This is a genomic window from Limosilactobacillus oris DSM 4864 (genome assembly GCF_001434465.1).
In the GTDB taxonomy this organism is placed as follows: domain Bacteria; phylum Bacillota; class Bacilli; order Lactobacillales; family Lactobacillaceae; genus Limosilactobacillus; species Limosilactobacillus oris.
Map to the genome: position 1 here is coordinate 1 of NZ_AZGE01000036.1, position 16,165 is coordinate 16,165.

At 52.0% G+C, this 16,165-nt stretch carries 14 protein-coding genes; all 14 read right to left on the reverse strand.

What is annotated here, in order from left to right:
• Positions 1-56: 56 nt before the first annotated feature.
• On the reverse strand, positions 57-1,022 hold the full coding sequence (locus tag FC49_RS08780; protein ID WP_056984808.1) for a DNA-methyltransferase: 966 nt from the start codon (positions 1,020-1,022) through the stop codon (positions 57-59).
• Between the two features lie 142 nt (positions 1,023-1,164).
• Positions 1,165-2,073: an L-lactate dehydrogenase gene (locus FC49_RS08785; protein WP_056984809.1), complete on the reverse strand. Its 909-nt coding sequence runs from the start codon at positions 2,071-2,073 to the stop codon at positions 1,165-1,167.
• A gap of 94 nt (positions 2,074-2,167) precedes the next feature.
• Positions 2,168-3,505 (reverse strand): hypothetical protein, encoded by a 1,338-nt coding sequence (locus FC49_RS08790; RefSeq protein WP_056984810.1) that lies wholly within the window; start codon positions 3,503-3,505, stop codon positions 2,168-2,170.
• Between the two features lie 214 nt (positions 3,506-3,719).
• The gene (locus tag FC49_RS08795; RefSeq protein ID WP_003711482.1) at positions 3,720-4,892 is read right to left on the reverse strand and encodes an iron-containing alcohol dehydrogenase; all 1,173 of its coding nucleotides are present in this window, start codon (positions 4,890-4,892) and stop codon (positions 3,720-3,722) included.
• Positions 4,893-5,137: 245 nt separating this feature from the next.
• Positions 5,138-5,674 (reverse strand): NADPH-dependent FMN reductase, encoded by a 537-nt coding sequence (locus tag FC49_RS08800; protein WP_056984811.1) that lies wholly within the window; start codon positions 5,672-5,674, stop codon positions 5,138-5,140.
• 90 nt (positions 5,675-5,764) lie between these two features.
• A complete protein-coding gene (locus tag FC49_RS08805) occupies positions 5,765-7,054 on the reverse strand; it encodes a YSIRK-type signal peptide-containing protein (RefSeq protein ID WP_235804898.1) in 1,290 nt (429 codons plus the stop codon).
• A gap of 294 nt (positions 7,055-7,348) precedes the next feature.
• A complete protein-coding gene (rlmH, locus tag FC49_RS08810; RefSeq protein WP_056984816.1) occupies positions 7,349-7,828 on the reverse strand; it encodes a 23S rRNA (pseudouridine(1915)-N(3))-methyltransferase RlmH in 480 nt (159 codons plus the stop codon).
• 620 nt (positions 7,829-8,448) lie between these two features.
• Entirely contained in the window at positions 8,449-8,946 is a 498-nt protein-coding gene (locus FC49_RS08815) for a phosphatidylglycerophosphatase A family protein (protein ID WP_003715620.1), read from the reverse strand.
• 111 nt (positions 8,947-9,057) lie between these two features.
• Positions 9,058-10,332 carry a S1C family serine protease gene (locus tag FC49_RS08820; RefSeq protein ID WP_003711449.1) on the reverse strand — a complete coding sequence of 425 codons (1,275 nt, stop codon included), beginning with the start codon at positions 10,330-10,332 and terminating at the stop codon, positions 9,058-9,060.
• Positions 10,333-10,403: 71 nt separating this feature from the next.
• Positions 10,404-11,210, reverse strand: coding sequence for an MBL fold metallo-hydrolase (locus FC49_RS08825; protein WP_056984813.1), 807 nt, complete (start codon positions 11,208-11,210; stop codon positions 10,404-10,406).
• A gap of 16 nt (positions 11,211-11,226) precedes the next feature.
• A complete protein-coding gene (locus FC49_RS08830; RefSeq protein WP_056984814.1) occupies positions 11,227-12,066 on the reverse strand; it encodes a two-component system regulatory protein YycI in 840 nt (279 codons plus the stop codon).
• 13 nt (positions 12,067-12,079) lie between these two features.
• Positions 12,080-13,369 carry a YycH family regulatory protein gene (locus FC49_RS08835; protein ID WP_056984815.1) on the reverse strand — a complete coding sequence of 430 codons (1,290 nt, stop codon included), beginning with the start codon at positions 13,367-13,369 and terminating at the stop codon, positions 12,080-12,082.
• Positions 13,362-15,215, reverse strand: coding sequence for a cell wall metabolism sensor histidine kinase WalK (gene walK / locus FC49_RS08840; RefSeq protein ID WP_003711481.1), 1,854 nt, complete (start codon positions 15,213-15,215; stop codon positions 13,362-13,364). The genes FC49_RS08835 and walK overlap by 8 nt, the downstream gene beginning before the upstream one ends.
• A gap of 13 nt (positions 15,216-15,228) precedes the next feature.
• Complete coding sequence (gene yycF / locus FC49_RS08845) at positions 15,229-15,936, reverse strand: response regulator YycF (RefSeq protein ID WP_003715616.1); 708 nt, start codon at positions 15,934-15,936, stop codon at positions 15,229-15,231.
• Positions 15,937-16,165 lie beyond the last annotated feature (229 nt).

Consider the following 16,165-nt stretch of genomic DNA (forward strand, 5'->3'; position numbering starts at 1 on the left):
CATCAGTACTTCTTGACGAAGAGCCTTTTTATTGGCTATGTGCTGCAAAACGTAAACTACGAGCGACTCTCATCTTTCTTCAGCCTTCGTTGTAAGGCGCCCGTATTGCGTTCCCAGAACACCCCGTCGGTATACCCCTGAATGCTCTGATCGCGGTCGGCAGCCTGAAGCCGGTAAACGCCCCAAGCCGTGTACAGGCGGCTTTGCTCAACCCCGACAAAGTGCCGCCCCAGCTTTTTGGCGGTCACCAGACTCGAACCGGCGCCGGCAAAGGGGTCGAGAATCGTGTCACCCGGGTTGGAGCTCGCCAGGATCAGCTTGGCAAGCAGCTTCTCCGGCTTTTGCGTCGGGTGGCCGGTGTTTTCAGCCATCGACCAGTAGGGAATCGAGATGTCATCCCAAAAGTTTGACGGCATCGTGTCCCGGAAGCGGCCAGCCGCCGATTCATGCCAGTCCTTGGCCTGGCCGTTTTCACGATAGGGGGCGATTACTTGCCGGCGTTGTTTGACCTGGTCGACGTTAAAGGTGTACTTTTTGTCGTCCATGGTCAAAAACCAGATGTCCTCCATGCCGTTTTTCCAATTGCCCTTGGCGCCGCGGCCCTTTTCTCGTTGCCAGGTAATCCGGTTCTTGACCGTGAAGTTAGCCGCGAGGACCGGTGCCAGTGTGATACTGGTCTGCCAATCGGCAAAAACGTAGAGACTGGCGTAGGGCTTCAGCTTCGGTTTAACCAGGTCGATCCAACGCTGGGTGTACTCCTGGTATTCGTCGGTAGACTGATGCTTGAAATTCAGCCCGTCGTAGTGTTTATCCAGGTTGTAGGGCGGATCAACCAGGGCTAAATCGGCAAACTGGTCGGGAAACTGCCGCACTAGCTGAAAGGAATCCCCGTTAATACTCCGGTCGCGAATCGCCGTGAGCGAAACTGGCCCCGGTTGAAGCGTGACAATCTGCTCTAAGACCCCCGCTGGAGCATGGTCGAGGTCAAAGTCAATTGTCTTGTTGCGGGCCGATTTAGTCATTATTTCACCATCCACTTCTATATCTTAGCTAATAGTATAGCGCAAAAAAGGCGGTGGAAAAAAGCATAAAAAGCCCCGCTGGAAGGCTCGGCTTTTCCCAAGCATTCCCAGCAGGGCTTAATTTACAACCAATAGCTAGTATCTACGCTTCTTCCTTTTCCTTAATCGTCTTCGCGGAAGCAGCCAGCTTTTCCGCCTCGTCGGCCGGTAGCTTAACCGGCACGATCTTCTCGACCCCGTTCTTGCCAATCACGGCTGGATAGCCGATGTAGGTGCCAAATTGCTCCAGGTATACCGAGGCCGGCATGAACTCGTGCTTGTCGTTGAAAATCGCCTCGACAATCCGGACCGCACAGGTCGCAATTGCGGTGGAAGTGTAGCCCTTGCCGGCAACAACTGTAAAGGCGCTCTGACGAATTTCTTCGTCCAGTTTCTCCAAGTCAACTTTGCCCGCATCAGCAAACTGGCTGATTGGCTGGCCGTCCAGGCGAACCGTCGACCAGGCAGAGAACTGGGAATTGCCGTGTTCACCGAGGACAAAACCACTGACGTTTTGCGGCGCTTCGCCAAAGTGGGCGCCAACCGCCCGTTGCAGACGCGCCGTGTCGAGGAAGGTTCCCGTCCCAAAGATCCGGTTGTGCGGCATCCCCGTCGCCTTCTGCAGCTCATTCACGATCGCGTCGCAGGGGTTACTGATATTGAGCAAGATGCCATTAAAGCCGCTCTCTTTAATCTTCCGGCCGACTTCCACGGCACTCTTCTTGTTAATCGGCAGTTCCGCGAACCGGTCACCCGTCTTCGCCGTCGCTTCAATATCACCGAAGCTGGTGATGACAATGTCAGCGTCCGCTAGTTCACCGTAATCGTTGCACTTCAGGACCGCGGAGTGTTCCGTCCGGGCAAAGGAGTCTGCGAAGTCGTAGTATTCCGCCTCAACCTTCTTTGCGTTTTGGTCAATCATCACCAGTTCATCAGCCAATCCCTTGAGCAGTAAAATATGGGCCACCGTCATTCCCACGTGTCCCAAGCCAATAATTCCAATCTTATGCATAGTCACATTCCTCCATCTGTAAACGGTTTCTTACCATTTCATTATACTATAAATCGGTCGCGGAAAAATCCCCGACAGCCAACGCCCGGTTCACTTAACTTTCAAAAATGCTGCTCTGCTTCCGCGTCCTGAGTAGTAGCCACATGAGATAGAGAATCATGTACACTGCTAAAACTAGGTGGGTCAAGGTAATGGCGCTGCCGTTTTGCATATCCGGCTGGTGCAATGAAAAGGCGCCGAGAATGTGGTTCATCCCTTTTAAACCCACGCTCAAAAACAAACTGCCCCACATGACCAGTTGCGAAAGTACACCGGAAATCATGGAATAGTAATTGTTGACAATGGACGAGATCGTGTAATTACGCGTTGCCTGCTCGTACGCGCCGATTGTTTGCTTACGAATTTCCCCCGCAAAGCTCCTGATGATAAAAATCCCAATAAAGTAGGTGGGGAGCCAGAAGGTAAGGATGATGCCGAGCGTTAACATCACAAGTGCCGTGCGCTCGGGAGCGGCACTGGAAATCCGGGTTACCTCGTTCACCAGTCTCGCCCCAAAAATAAAGGCCAGCAGGTAAGCAACGATTGTCCAGTAGTACAATTGGACCCCGTAGATAACCCCAATAAAAATCGTGCTATACAGCGTCCAGTACTGCCCGCAAACGCCGTAGAGCAAGATCCATGCGCGCAGGTTATGAGGATAGGAGAGCAGGTGCTGGTGGTTGAACAGCAAACCTAGGGCAATAACGATAATAAAAGTAAGCAGTAATCCGAGCCCCCATTGTGCCGGCTGACCGATTCCCATACTCCGGCCAAGGCGCAGCAAAAGCATTGCGGCCAGCAAGATGAGTGCTAAGAAGTAGTTATACCAGTGCAGGCGAACGGGAAAGGGATGAATAGAATGCGGCAGCTTCCAGTATGCGCCGGCCGCTCCTAACGAGACGAGGAGCATCAGCCCGAAGTGGACAAGCGGTTTCTTTACCAGCAGCAAGCACCCTAGGAAAGCTAACACAATGACGAATTGAACTAACGGCTGGCACTGTGGGAGCTTCGTCAGCAACCCATTCTTAACGAGGCGGTTCCGTTGACTGACTGCCGCCGGAAAGAGGGCCGAAGCCAGCCCGGCACCCACTCCTGACAAGTCAAAGAATACCGGATTAATGCCGCCCAGCATTCCCAAGGCATAACCGCAAATCCCACTGTAAATTCCAATCCACGCCAGTCGCTGGTAGTCATATTCAAAATCGCGAAAAAGCAATAAACCAGCCCGCCGGAAACCATAGTAGATTGCAAATGGCAGCGCCGCCGTTAGCAATTCATGGTGGCCCTGAATCAAGGCAACATAAATCAAAAAGGGCATTAAATTTAGCAGTAAGCTGAAAATGCCCGCTAGCTTCGGGAGTCCTTTGGACACAACTTCTCTAATGACGGTCAATCTCTCTATCCCCTCTCTGTTGTCACGCCGCCAAGGCAGCCTTCCTGGCTATTTGGCCGAACGGCACTTTCACTGAACGCAAAATGACCTCCCAAATTTAACAATTGAGGAGGTCACTTTTTAATCCGTCACATATTTATAACGTACTCGCTAGCACAGGGCTATTAATGCCGCATAGCAATAACGTGCTCCGTGCCACTTCGCACTTCCCTTTTTAGTAAATTCCGTCGTAGGCCTTTTGGAAGAGCTTAACCAGGTCTTCCTTGGTCCCCTTGCGAGGGTTAGAGAAGGCGTTCCCGTCCTTGAGGGCATTTTCTGCCATCAATTCAAAGTCTTCTGGCTTAGCACCGATGGCCTTGATGGAGTCCGGAATACCAATGGCCTTAGCCAATTCCCGCATCCCGTCGATTGCCTTGTGGGCGGCTTCCATCGTCGTCAGGCCGCTGATGTCATAGCCCATGATCTTAGCTAATTCAGCAAAACGGTCTGGGCAGGCGATGATGTTCCATTCTTCAACGACTGGCAGCATCAATGCACAGCAGACACCGTGAGGAGCATCGTATTGACCACCCAGTTGGTGCGCCATGGCGTGGACGTAACCGAGGTTGGCGTTGTTGAAGGCCATGCCAGCAAGCATTTCCCCTTCAACCATCTTCGTCCGGGCTTCAACGTTGTTGCCATTTGCCACTGCTTCCGGCAGGTATTGTTGAATCAGCTTGATGGCCTTTTCACACTGGCTGTCGGTAATGTCGTTGTGGTCAACGGAAACGTATGGTTCAACGGCTTGAACGTAGGCATCCAGACCAGTAGCCGCAGTCGTTGCCTTCGGGATCCCCAGCATCAGCATTGGGTCGTTGAAGGAAACCAGCGGAATGTTCCGCCAGGAAACGACAACAAACTTCAGGTGCGTTTCTTCGTTCGTGATTACGGCGTGGCGGGTCAGTTCTGAACCGGTCCCGGCAGTGGTGTTAACCGCCATCAGTGGTGGCAGCGGCTTGTCCAGAGTTTCGATTCCGGCCAGCTTAGTAATGTCGTCACCATTAGTCAGGATAATCCCGATTCCCTTACCACAGTCATGGGCAGAACCACCACCGACCGTGATGATACTGTCACAGTTGTTGTCCAGGTAGATTTGCTTCCCCTTCTTGATATCACGAATCTTTGGATTTTCTTCGGCACCGTCAAAGACCACGTATTCTACGCCGGCCTTTTCCAGTGAAGCCAGGGTCTGATCAACTGGGCCATTCTTAATCTTGCGAATGTGGCTCCCTGTAACGACCAGCACCTTGTTCATGTTCAGCATCTTAGCCCGGTCACCAATCTTGGCAATGACACCAGGGCCGAAGAAGTTAACGCTTGGCATCAGAAAATCAAATTGTCGTTCCATTCTTCACAACCTCTTTCTTTTTGTTCCATTTCGACAGTCTTATAATTACATACTTTTCGTTAGTTTGCAATCGTTTACACAAACCAATTCTCCGGATTTGTCGCATTTCGTAATTGTTGTCCTCGCCATTTTGCGTACTATTTCACTTAATCGTATAAATTTAAAAATAAAAAGAGACTGGAAAAATTTTTTCACAATCCCTTGATAAGCCGAAAATGCAACAATACGGCCGCCGGCTGCTCAAGCTATTTCAACTGCCGCTCGAATTCAGCCCGCAGGAGCGCCGCATCCCCGTCATAACTGTGGAGCCGCCGGTCGGCCACGGCGAGTGAATCATTTGGTGACAGGCTAATCTGCAAGTTCACCGCCATTATCTTCATCTTTAGACCGCCAACAACCATCCGCATTGCAATCTGGGCCTGACTGCCGCCGTGGCCGCCAAAAGTCACCAGACTTACCGGCTTGCCAGCCCACTCCTTCGCCAGGTAGTCAATCGCGTTCTTCATTACTGCCGGGTAGCCCCAGTTGTATTGCGGAAAGACAAAGACAAAGCCGTCGTAGGATTGAATCAGCTTGCTCCATTGCCGGGTTTTCGCGTGGGCATACAGTCCCGTGAACGGCAATTGCGGCTCGTCCAGCATTGGCAGGTTCACCTTGGCAAGGTCGACCACGTCAAAGTGAACCTGGTCGCTTGCCAGCAGCTGGGTACGCAGCCAATCGGCCACCTGCTTGCTCCGCCGGTTCGGCCGGACACTGCCGACAATGATTGCTACTTTTTTCATTAGAATCCCTCCAAATCTTGTCTCGCTACTGGTTAGTATAGCCCAAATCAAAAGGAACCGGCAACGATTCGCTCGCCAGTTCCGAAGTGGTTACTTATTTACTTTCTTGCGCCGTAAGAGACCAAACGTCAGCAATTGAGCCATTAGCCCCAGGATAACTGCGCCAGTAACCGTAGCGGCCTGGTTGTCAGCAGTCCCAGTGGCTGGCAGGGTTGCTTGCTGCTCCTGGTTAGCGCCGCTGGTAGCGGAAGCAACTGCCGCCTGCTTACCGCCAGTTGACGTTACCGCGGTCAGCACGGGCGCTGGTTGACTCTGCTGACCACCAGCCGTGCTGCCAGTGTTTCCGGCAGTCGTACCGGCTCCCGGTTGGCTGTCGGTGTCTGAACCAGTTGGCTGGTCATCACTGCCCTGGTCTGAGCTCCCTGGCTGATCCGGTTGGGCTGTGAAAACCGGTGTTAGATTAACCGTCTTTTCAACCAGTGCTGGGGTGTCAAGGTCGATGATCGTTCCCGCAACAAACGGGTCGGCAGCTTGGTAGCCAGCTGGAGCGGTAACGTAGTGGTCATCAAACTTCGGCAATGCCGTCAGGTACACCTTTTCTCCCGTCCGCAGATTCAGTTCATACCGGAGGGTCACCGTCTGTTTCTGCGAATGCAGCTGATGGCGGTTGCCCTGGTCATCAACTCCCCAGATCACCTGCTCAACGTCCTTGTTTTCCGTTCGCTGTTCCCGCCGGTGGCGAACAGAAATTTCGAGGTCAATGATTCCACCCTCGAAGGAATGAAAATGGTACCACGCTTGTGGATCAACCACCTCTAAACCTAACTGGTGCAGGTAATCCCGGTTCAGGTCTTCTCCGGAAAAGGCAAGGTGGTAGTCAGAATGAAAGTGCACGTAGTCACGCCAGGTGCTTTCAGTATCATTGAAGATGATTGTCACACAGACCTCGCGGTACGGATCCGCTTTTTCTGCCTGCGCGGTCGGATTAACAAGCGCCGGGTTTTCCGGCTGCCCTTCTGCATTAATTCCCGCTGTCGCCTGCGTCGGGGCCGCCGTTATCGGCTGGCTGGTTCCAGCTTCCAGAGTGCCCGTTACCGCCTGCTGAGCTGAATCAACTGTCGTTGCCCCGGTTGTCGATTCCACTGCACCTGGGGCAGGCGGCACGTCCCCCGCACCCGTCGACCCGTTAGTCACCAGTTGACTGCTCACCGCTGCTGGTGCCGACGAAGTAAGCTCGTCAGCTGAAGCCTGGCTTCCGTACAGGAAGGTTAGCCCTAAGAGGACCGACGCTACCCCGCCCATTATTTTTCTGAGGCCGAAGCGTTGTTTGCTGGCGCTCAGCTTGCGTTCCATCGCGAAACGATTATTTTTTGAAAACATATTTAGCTTCCTCCTGTGTTCATAAAAAAGTTGGATCTGCAGCTTTTCCATCCAGCACAAGTTAGCGGGAGTTAAACCCATTTCCTTATTTGCTTTCCAGATTTTTCACTGATTTAAATATACATTATGAGCATATAACAGGCAATATAATGCAAAATTACATATCCTTTCTTAACCTTCTTGAGAAATAATTTAGAAATCCCTTTCATCACCACCACGTCCGCCTAAAAAAACAACAGGCGGCCAGCAAGTTCCCCTTCCAGGAGCTTAACTAGCCGCCAATCAGCTGCCGATTTATTTATGGTAAGGCAATCCATTAATAATGGTAAACGCTCGGTAAATCTGCTCGGTCAGTACCAACCGCATCAACTGGTGCGGCAGGGTAAAGCGGCCGAACGAAATCTGGGTATCCGCCCGCTTGAGCACGGCCGGACTCAACCCCAGGGAACCACCGATCACAAAGGTAATATCACTGTGCCCGTACGTGGTCAGTTGGTTGATCTCCTTGGCAAATTCTTCCGAAGTCCGTTCCTTGCCCTTGATAGCAAGTGTGAAGACGTACTCCCGGTCCTTGATCTTACTCAGGATTCGTTCTCCTTCCTTTGCCATTACCTCATCCATCTCCGCCTGGCTCAACGATTCGGGAGCCTTTTCATCCGGAACTTCCACAATCTCAAACTTGCAAAACCGCCCCAGCCGCTTTGCGTATTCGGTAATGCCGGCCTTAAAATACTTCTCTTTTAACTTTCCCACGCCAATTACTTTGATATTCAAATTATCCACCGCTTTCCACATGTTTTCCACAAAGTTATCCACAAGCAATCTTAGCTCTGAGGATGATCTCCGAATGTTCGCTTATCCAATTCTCCTAAAAGCGTTTTCTGAGAGGGAACTTATCCACAGTTATCCACAAAAACAACCGTTTCCTTCCACAGGCATCAATCGCCGTCAAATCAGCCTTTCTTAGGTGTTAAGCCAAATTGTTATCCACTTATCCACCGGTCATCCGGCTGCCTGTGGATAACTTTATTCCTTAGCCAAACGCCCTAATACCGGCTTTTACTAATTTAGAATTTTTTTGCGCCGACTTATCCACCTAGTTTTCCACAGCAAATTCCAGCAGCTATTCTTTCATAAATCTTCCCTAAAATAACACGTCGCGTGGTATCTGTGCAACACCCCGTGGCAAAATGAATTTTATTCGATAAAAAGTATGAATTATTCGTTTTTAAAAGTTTAAATTCCGTTAAAATCCGTCCCGGGGCGGTTCTATTTGTCCAAAAACACCCGACCATGCTAGCTACTTTTACACAGGTCATTTTAAAAGGCACTTCCAAAACTTGTCCCGAACGGACTCTGGAAGTGCCTTATTTAATCTAACATTCAGCTGTGACCTAGGCGTACTGGTGGGCAATCTTGCCAGAAACGGCGGCCACAATCGCGGCGAGCAGGTCATCGATAAAGGTATTAACGTGCCCCTTATCGCTATCGTACTTGGCAATAATTCCCTTCTTGACCCGGTCGAAGTAGCCAAAATTAGTGGTCCCAATCGTCCCGTAGATGTTGGCAATTTGGAGGGCCAGGGTTTCGTCGACCCCAAAGACGCCGGCATCATTCTTGATAATACTCGACAACGGCTCCGCGACCTCCCCGGCCTCCGTCAGCCGGTCCAATTCCAGCATGACCATGGCGTTGTTCAGCAGCTCCCGCTTATGCAGGGCGTCCTGGAGGTACTCGTTGACCCGGGCCATCGTCAGCGTCGGTTCAAATTCGATTTGCGAATTGTAGATAATGGCAGCCAGGTCGGCCAGGTCAACGCCCCGTTCCTCAAGCCGGCTGACCACAAATTCGTAGGCCTTGGTGTCAGGATATTTAAATTTCCGGTTATTCATCTCTCATCCTCCGTTCCGAAACTTTTAATAGCATTTTACCACCTTTTCAAAAAATGGCGGTTCCCCTGCACGCGATTGGCGCTGAGAACCACCAGATTTGAATTAACTAGCTTATTCGCCAGCTTCTGTTTGTTGCTGCTGGCTGCTATCGGTCGCGCTGGCCGCCTTGGTCAGGTGGACCGTCACCGTCTGCTGCTGGCCGTCACGATAGAAGGTAATCTTAACGCTATCGCCCACCTTGTACTTATACAGGGCCGCCCGCAGCTCGCTCGTGTTGTTAATGGTCTTGTCACCCAGCTTAGTGATGACATCGTACTTCTTTAAGCCGGCGTTATCCGCTACGGAGCCGTCCTCCACCTGGGCGATTACAACCCCCTTGGTGATGTTGCTTGGCAGCTTCAGGACGGACTTCTGCTGGTCGGTCGTGACATTGCTCAGGTCAATCATCCCGACACCCAATGCTGGCCGGGAAATCTTCCCGTTCTTTACCAGCTGGTTGATGATGCTGACCACTTCGTTGCTTGGAATAGCAAAGCCCATCCCTTCGACCGAAGAGCCATCGTTGTTGGAAGCCAGCTTCATCGAGTTAATCCCGATAACCTGCCCCGCCATGTTGATTAGGGGACCACCGGAGTTACCAGAGTTGATTGCCGCATCGGTTTGGATAACCGAGGTCAAGGTCCCGTCAGTCCCGGCTTTCAGTGTCCGGTTTTTGGCGGAAACAATTCCCTTGGTGACGGTATTAGCGTATTCGCTGCCCATTGGCGAACCGATTGCCAAAACATCCTGACCAGCGGTAATCGAGTTGGAATTACCGAATGACGCCACCGTCTTAACGTTGGCGGAGTTAATCTTCAAGACTGCCAAATCGGTTGCCGCGTCGCTCCCGACAAGGTCCGCGTCCACCTTCTTACCATTGCTCATGATTACCTGGAGCGCGCTGGAACCCGCGACAACGTGGTTATTGGTAACCACGTAGGCCGCATTGCCGGACTTCTTATAAATCACCCCTGAACCTTCACTGGCTGTTTGAAGTTTGCCGCTGTTGCTATTTTGGCTGCTATCACCCTGGCCGCCAATGCCAAAGACGCCCAGCATTCCGCTGCTCTGTTGCACCTTCTGCTTGTTAATAACGCTGACGACTGCCCCCTGGACCGAGTTATAAGCCTTGGTCGAGGCCGTGTTCAATTCCGCCTTATTACCGTTGACCTTCGTGCCGCCGGCCTGATTCGAACCGCTTGGCACCTTGGTACTGACGACTGCCTCGTGGTGCTGAATGACACCGTTGATCCCCAAGGCGACGCCGCCCCCAATCAGGCCGGCTACGAGGCCAATCCCCGCAACCTTCGCCCAAAACCGGTTGCTACGAGGTTTTTGATCGCTCATTTTTCATTCCTCCAAATCAGTTATCACCAATAACCATAACGTATAGTTGTGAAAAAAGATTGAAATTCCTGTTATATCACCATTAACTTACTAGGTTGCTCCGGCTCCGCATCCGCCAGCTGGAAATCTTGGTCAACACCAAAGTCATGCTGCTTCATCAGGCTTGCCACGGTCAGGTGGGCCAGGGAACGCATATTATTGTGCTGACTACGGTGCCCCAGGAAAATTTCCTTGGTCCGCCGGCCGATAACATTCATCAGCGCGTCGGCACCCTCCTCGTTTGAGAGGTGCCCCTCATCACCGAGGATCCGCTGCTTCAACGGCCAGGAATACGGTCCCATCCGGAGCATTTCAGTATCGTGGTTACACTCCATTAGGTAGGCGTCCGCGTCCCGGATCGTTCCCGCGACCCGGTCGGACACATAACCAGTATCAGTCAGGATGCAAAAGGTCTTGTTGTCATGGTGTACCTGATAAAATTGTGGTTCGGCCGCGTCATGCGAGACGGCAAAACTCTCAATATCAAGGTCGCCGAGGGTCTGGACGCTATTGGGGTTAAAAATAAACTGCTGGTCTTCCGGAATCGTCCCGACCTTGTTAGCCATCGCCTGCCATGTACCACGGTTAGCATAAACCGCCATCCCGTAGCGCCGTGCCAGGACCCCGACCCCGTGACAGTGGTCGCTGTGTTCGTGGGTGACGAAGATGGCCTCAACATCATCTAAGGACCGGTCGATTTTAGCCATCAGGCCCTCAATCTTTTTCCCGCTCAAACCGGCGTCAATCAAGATCCGGTGCTGGTCAGTTTCCAAGTAAGTAACGTTGCCAGTGCTTCCGCTGGCGAGAATGCTGTAACGTAATGGATTCTTATCTGCCACTCCAAGTGCTCCTTTTTCACTTATTAATACTGTCCATGTTGACGGTGTCCGGCGACGACTTCATGATGGTGCTGTTAAAAGCATTGACGTTCAGCCGCTGGACCGTATCCGCCGTCTTAGTCTTAATTTCCACCGCCCAGGTCGGGACATAAACAGCCTGGTTATGGTTATTCGTAGTCAACAGCTTAGTGTAGCCCAGGATTGCCCACCGAATCTGTGAGTTATTGGGAATCTGGTTGTGCCGGTAAAGCCAGACTACCGCTTGCCGCTGGCTGATGGTCGCTGTCCGCTGCTGGAGGGTCGTCGGGTTCTCCAAGTAGGTCTGGGTATAGCCCGTTACCTGGGCGTTCCGGTTAATGCGGAACCGTAGCTGACCATCGCTGGAGAGGACGGGCTGGTTCTTTACCATCTGGGTATACACTGCTTCCCGCCGGCTCGACAGCTGGGCATTGTACTGGTAATGATCACCCAGCGGAACGTTCCGGGACCGGCGGACGACCTGGTCGAGCCGTAATTGCGGCCGCTCAGCGTTAACCTTGATTGGCGAATCAAATTCACTGACCAGCTGACTATCAGCGAAGCGGGACGTCTGGTTATGCAGCTTTGCCATCTCCTGCTCTAGCGTCCCGCCATCCCCTGACCGGCTGCCGGAAATGTAAAAGGCGTTCGGCTGATGCTTAGACAGTCCCTGGTAGGTAATCGAGTCCGCCCGCATCTCCTTCAGCACCGTTGACTGGCGGCTTTGCGTATTATTGGTGATGGTAAAGCGATTTTGGAAGAGTAGCTGGCAACCAACGATAATGTCAAAGAGGATGAAGGCAACCAGAAAAATCCACTGAATTCGTTTAAAGTTCACCTTGCACGCCTCCTTACTTTAGCAATTGCTCGTAATCAACCCAGTTACCGTGATACCACACAAAGTAGGTCGGGGTCAGCTTAACCACCTTATTATTATCGTCAGCCCGCCAGAGGTAGCCAACCCGGATACCCTTGATGTCCCGAAAGTGCGGACTAGCATGCAGGTCATTGAGGACTTCCGGGGTGGCCGGCAGTTTGACTTCCTGCTGGTTGATGGGTAACGGAACTTGGAGCGAATACCTGCTCATCTGACACCGTTCCGTCCCGCTGCCAGCCATTAGCTGGATACTGCCGTAACCATCCTCATTAAAGATCGGGAACCCGTCGACAAACGTTCGGTAGGTAAACCGCCGCTGGTGGTTGCTTGTCCCGTCAAAGCGGACGTTACTCAATTGCACCCCGGTCTTAACCAGCCGGTTGTAAAAGTAGGAGTAGAGCTGGTCCGTCGACCGGTGGTCATCACTGTTAGTAAACGACTCATAGTCCACGGTTCCGTTAGTCCGGTGGTAAACCAGCCGCTGGTTATTGCCGCTGCTGTACACGACCTCGTCGCCGTTTTCACTGGAAGTGATGTTGCTGCGTTGGTTGCTGCTCAGCAAATTAGAGCTCAGGGTATCGATATTCTGGTTTGCAACCTGGAAGGCGAAGACCGGCAGGGTAAAGCTCTTCGGGTAGGTCAGCATCGTTGTCCCGTTGACGATTTTATGGTCAACAGCAATGCCCCGGGCGCCCTTCGTGAGCTTCGTAATCTGCTTGAAGTTCCCCTTCTTCACCTGCAAACGGTAAATCCCATAGCGGTGGTCACTCAGCAGGTACACTTCGCGGGGCCCCTTTAATGGGATCACGATGTGGTTGATTTGGCTCACCTGGTCGCTATTGACCGTTTGGGAAAAGGTTTCGTTAAAGACGAGGGTTGGAATAGCCTTGGGATAACTGAGCGTAATGGCGTTGTGCCGCCGGAGATAGCTCAGGTAGACGTCGCTATTATTGCTCTTTACGGTCGTGACCCGGCCAAACTGCCAGCCCCGGATAATGTTTTTCATTTCCCGCATCAAGCTGACTTGGGTGCTATACAGGAAGACCTGGTTCCCGCGACCGTTAGTGCGAACCACCGTGGTCGGCAGGTAGACGTCCCCCATTGACTGGGCAGTGTACTGCTGGCTGCTCTTCATCACGTTTTCCCGGCGTGCCCCTTCGTACTGGTAGGGGTTCGTCCAGATTAAGCCGGACAAGAACAGGCTAATGATTACGACAATTGTCAACGCGATTGAGAGCCAGTTGGCTTTCAGCTTGTTAATCATCCCAATCATCCTCCTCTTCATACGGAACGTACGGCAGTGAGATATAGAAGGTCGAACCCTGACCCTCAATACTATCGACCCAGATCTGGCCGCCAAGCAGGTTGATTACTTCCTTAGAAATTGCTAATCCAAGGCCAGTTCCGCCCTGCTTCCTGCTCCGGGCCTTGTCAACCCGGAAGAAACGGTCGAAGATCCTCCCCAGGTCCTTGCGGGGAATCCCCAGGCCCTGGTCGGAAATACTTAAAATAACGTGGTTATGGGTCTCTAAGAGGCGGGTGGTAATGACCCCGCCATCTGGCGAGTACTTAATCGCGTTATTCATGATGTTGTCGATGACCTGGGTAAACTTATCGGTATCAATTTCTACCCAGAGGTCTTTATCGGTGAAGTAGCGCTCGATTGTGTACTTCTTGCTGTTCTGGTCGTTCTCATCCTTTTTGATGATCATATCAAACCGGTTCAGGATGTAGTTGAACAGCTCCTTAATGTTGACGTATTCCAAGTTGAGCTTGGTCGTCCCCGAGTCCATCCGCGACAGGCTCAACAGGTCGTTGATCATGCGGATCATCCGGTTGGTTTCGTTTTGAATCACCGTCAAAAACTGGGGTGCGATGTCCTTATCTTTCCAAGCCCCGTCACTCAGTGCTTCCACGTAGCTGTGGACACTGGTCAGCGGGGTCCGCAATTCGTGGGAAACGTTGGAAACAAACTGTTTCCGTTCCCGCTCTTCCTTCTGCTGGCTGGTAACGTCATGCAGGACACACACAAGCCCGCTGATAAAGCCGGATTCGCGCTGGATCGGTGAGAAGTAGGCATTCAGGATCAGGTCGTTGCCCCCGGCCGACATGTCAATGATCATTTCCTTCTGGTTGCTGTTGATTAGCTCCCGGACGGTGTAGTCGTGCCGGATGTCCAGGGCATCAATAATTGACTTGCCAATCAAGTCGTCCTCGTGGTCAACCCCCAGCAGCTGCAGGGCCATGTTGTTAACAATCGTGATGTTGCCCCGGCGGTCCGTGGCGAGGACCCCGTCAGACATGTGCGAGAGGACACTGTCCAGCCGCCGGCGTTCTGAATCAGAGGATTCCTGAGCCTCTTCCACCCGGACGGAAAGGTTGTTGACCGCCCCGGCAAGCTGGCCCAATTCGTCATTGCCCATTACCCGGACCTGACCAGAGAAGTCCCCCCGGGCGATCCGCAACGTTTGTTTCCGCATTTCTTCGATCGGTCGGGTTATTTCCTGGGAAATAAGGACCGCGAGGAAGAGGGACAGGATAATCGTGACCAGGGCCGCGGAGAGGTAGATCAGCGTAATGTTATTAATATTGGAATAGACCCCTTCCAGGCTCGCCCGGAGGAGGACGGCCCCAACAACGTTATTGTTGCTATCATTGAGGGGAATGACGTTCACATAGTAGCGGTTGTGGTTGGCACCATCGTACACGTTTTCTGAATGGGAACGGTTATTCAGCAAAGTTGCCTTGACCATCGCATCAGTTGTCTTCTGTCCAACCATGTTCCGGTTATCAGCCGTACTGGTCCCGCGGATAACCCCCTTACTGTCAACAACCCGGATTTCGGAAATGTTGTTATTGTTGACCTCCGACAGGATTTGTCGGATCTGCTGGTTAGCCTTCTTGGTATCGGGCCGCGATAACTGCTCGCTTAACGAATTATCGACGTAAGACGGTAGTTCAATCGTCTGCTTAAAAGTATTCAGGTTTTGGTGCTCCAATTGACGCACAAAAACCGCCCCCACGCATTCGAGCGTTAACATTAACATTAACGCAAACACGAGGGCGATTTTTACCCGAATTGATTGATAAAATTTTAACTTGCTATTCACAACTGCTCAGCCTCTAATTTTGATCAGGATTTGCCAAGTAATAGCCGACTCCCCGGCGCGTGATTAGCCATTGCGGCTGGCTTGGATTGTCTTCGATTTTTTCCCGGAGCCGCCGTACCGTCACATCAACCGTTCGCACGTCGCCAAAGTAGTCATAGCCCCATACGGTTTGCAGGAGGTGTTCCCGGTTGATAACCTGTCCGATGTGCTGGGCTAGGTAGTGGAGCAGCTCAAATTCCCGGTGGGTTAGGTTGATGTTTTCACCCCGTTTAGTAACGGTGTACGCCTCCGGGTGGATCGTAATGTCGCCGACCCTGATATCGGTGTTCTTATCCTCTTCGGCTGGCGCCTGGGCAGTTGCTTCCCGCCGCAGGTTTGCTTTGACCCGGGCCACTAATTCCCGGTTAGAAAACGGCTTAGTAACGTAGTCGTCGGCGCCGAGTTCTAGCCCCAGGACCTTGTCGAGTTCGGAATCCTTGGCGGTGACCATGATGATCGGGGTCGTGTGCTTAGCCCGTACCCGCTTGGCAACCTCCAAACCGTCAACCTTCGGCAGCATCAGGTCCAGGATGATCAAATCCGGATCCTCTGCCTCGACCTTTTCGAGGGCTTCCTCACCGTCAAAGGCGACGACGACCTCGTAGCCTTCCTTTTCCAGGTTAAATTTAATGATGTCTGAAATTGGTTTTTCATCATCGACAACTAAAATCTTCTTTGCCATCTCAATAGTCCCTCCAATGGGTATAATTGACGATTTCATTTCAATCCTTATAATTTGTTATTCCTATTATAGCACAGGGACGGTGACTTCCTAGCTAAGTGTCTACTCAAACCAACCGCCCCCTTCTAAATTATTTTCTAATTTGCCCTTGCCAAACAGCTGAGACTTTGCTATTATTATTAACGTTGATTAACAACGTTATGGGCAGTTAGCTCAGCTGGCAGAGCAA

Bases quoted from the DNA above. Each gene is read 5' to 3' on its own strand.
- FC49_RS08780 (WP_056984808.1), bottom strand. From the start codon at position 1,022: ATGACTAAATCGGCCCGCAACAAGACAATTGACTTTGACCTCGACCAT.
- FC49_RS08785 (WP_056984809.1), bottom strand. From the start codon at position 2,073: ATGCATAAGATTGGAATTATTGGCTTGGGACACGTGGGAATGACGGTG.
- FC49_RS08795 (WP_003711482.1), bottom strand. From the start codon at position 4,892: ATGGAACGACAATTTGATTTTCTGATGCCAAGCGTTAACTTCTTCGGC.
- FC49_RS08800 (WP_056984811.1), bottom strand. From the start codon at position 5,674: ATGAAAAAAGTAGCAATCATTGTCGGCAGTGTCCGGCCGAACCGGCGG.
- FC49_RS08805 (WP_235804898.1), bottom strand. From the start codon at position 7,054: ATGTTTTCAAAAAATAATCGTTTCGCGATGGAACGCAAGCTGAGCGCC.
- FC49_RS08815 (WP_003715620.1), bottom strand. From the start codon at position 8,946: ATGAATAACCGGAAATTTAAATATCCTGACACCAAGGCCTACGAATTT.
- FC49_RS08820 (WP_003711449.1), bottom strand. From the start codon at position 10,332: ATGAGCGATCAAAAACCTCGTAGCAACCGGTTTTGGGCGAAGGTTGCG.
- FC49_RS08835 (WP_056984815.1), bottom strand. From the start codon at position 13,369: ATGATTAACAAGCTGAAAGCCAACTGGCTCTCAATCGCGTTGACAATT.
- yycF (WP_003715616.1), bottom strand. From the start codon at position 15,936: ATGGCAAAGAAGATTTTAGTTGTCGATGATGAAAAACCAATTTCAGAC.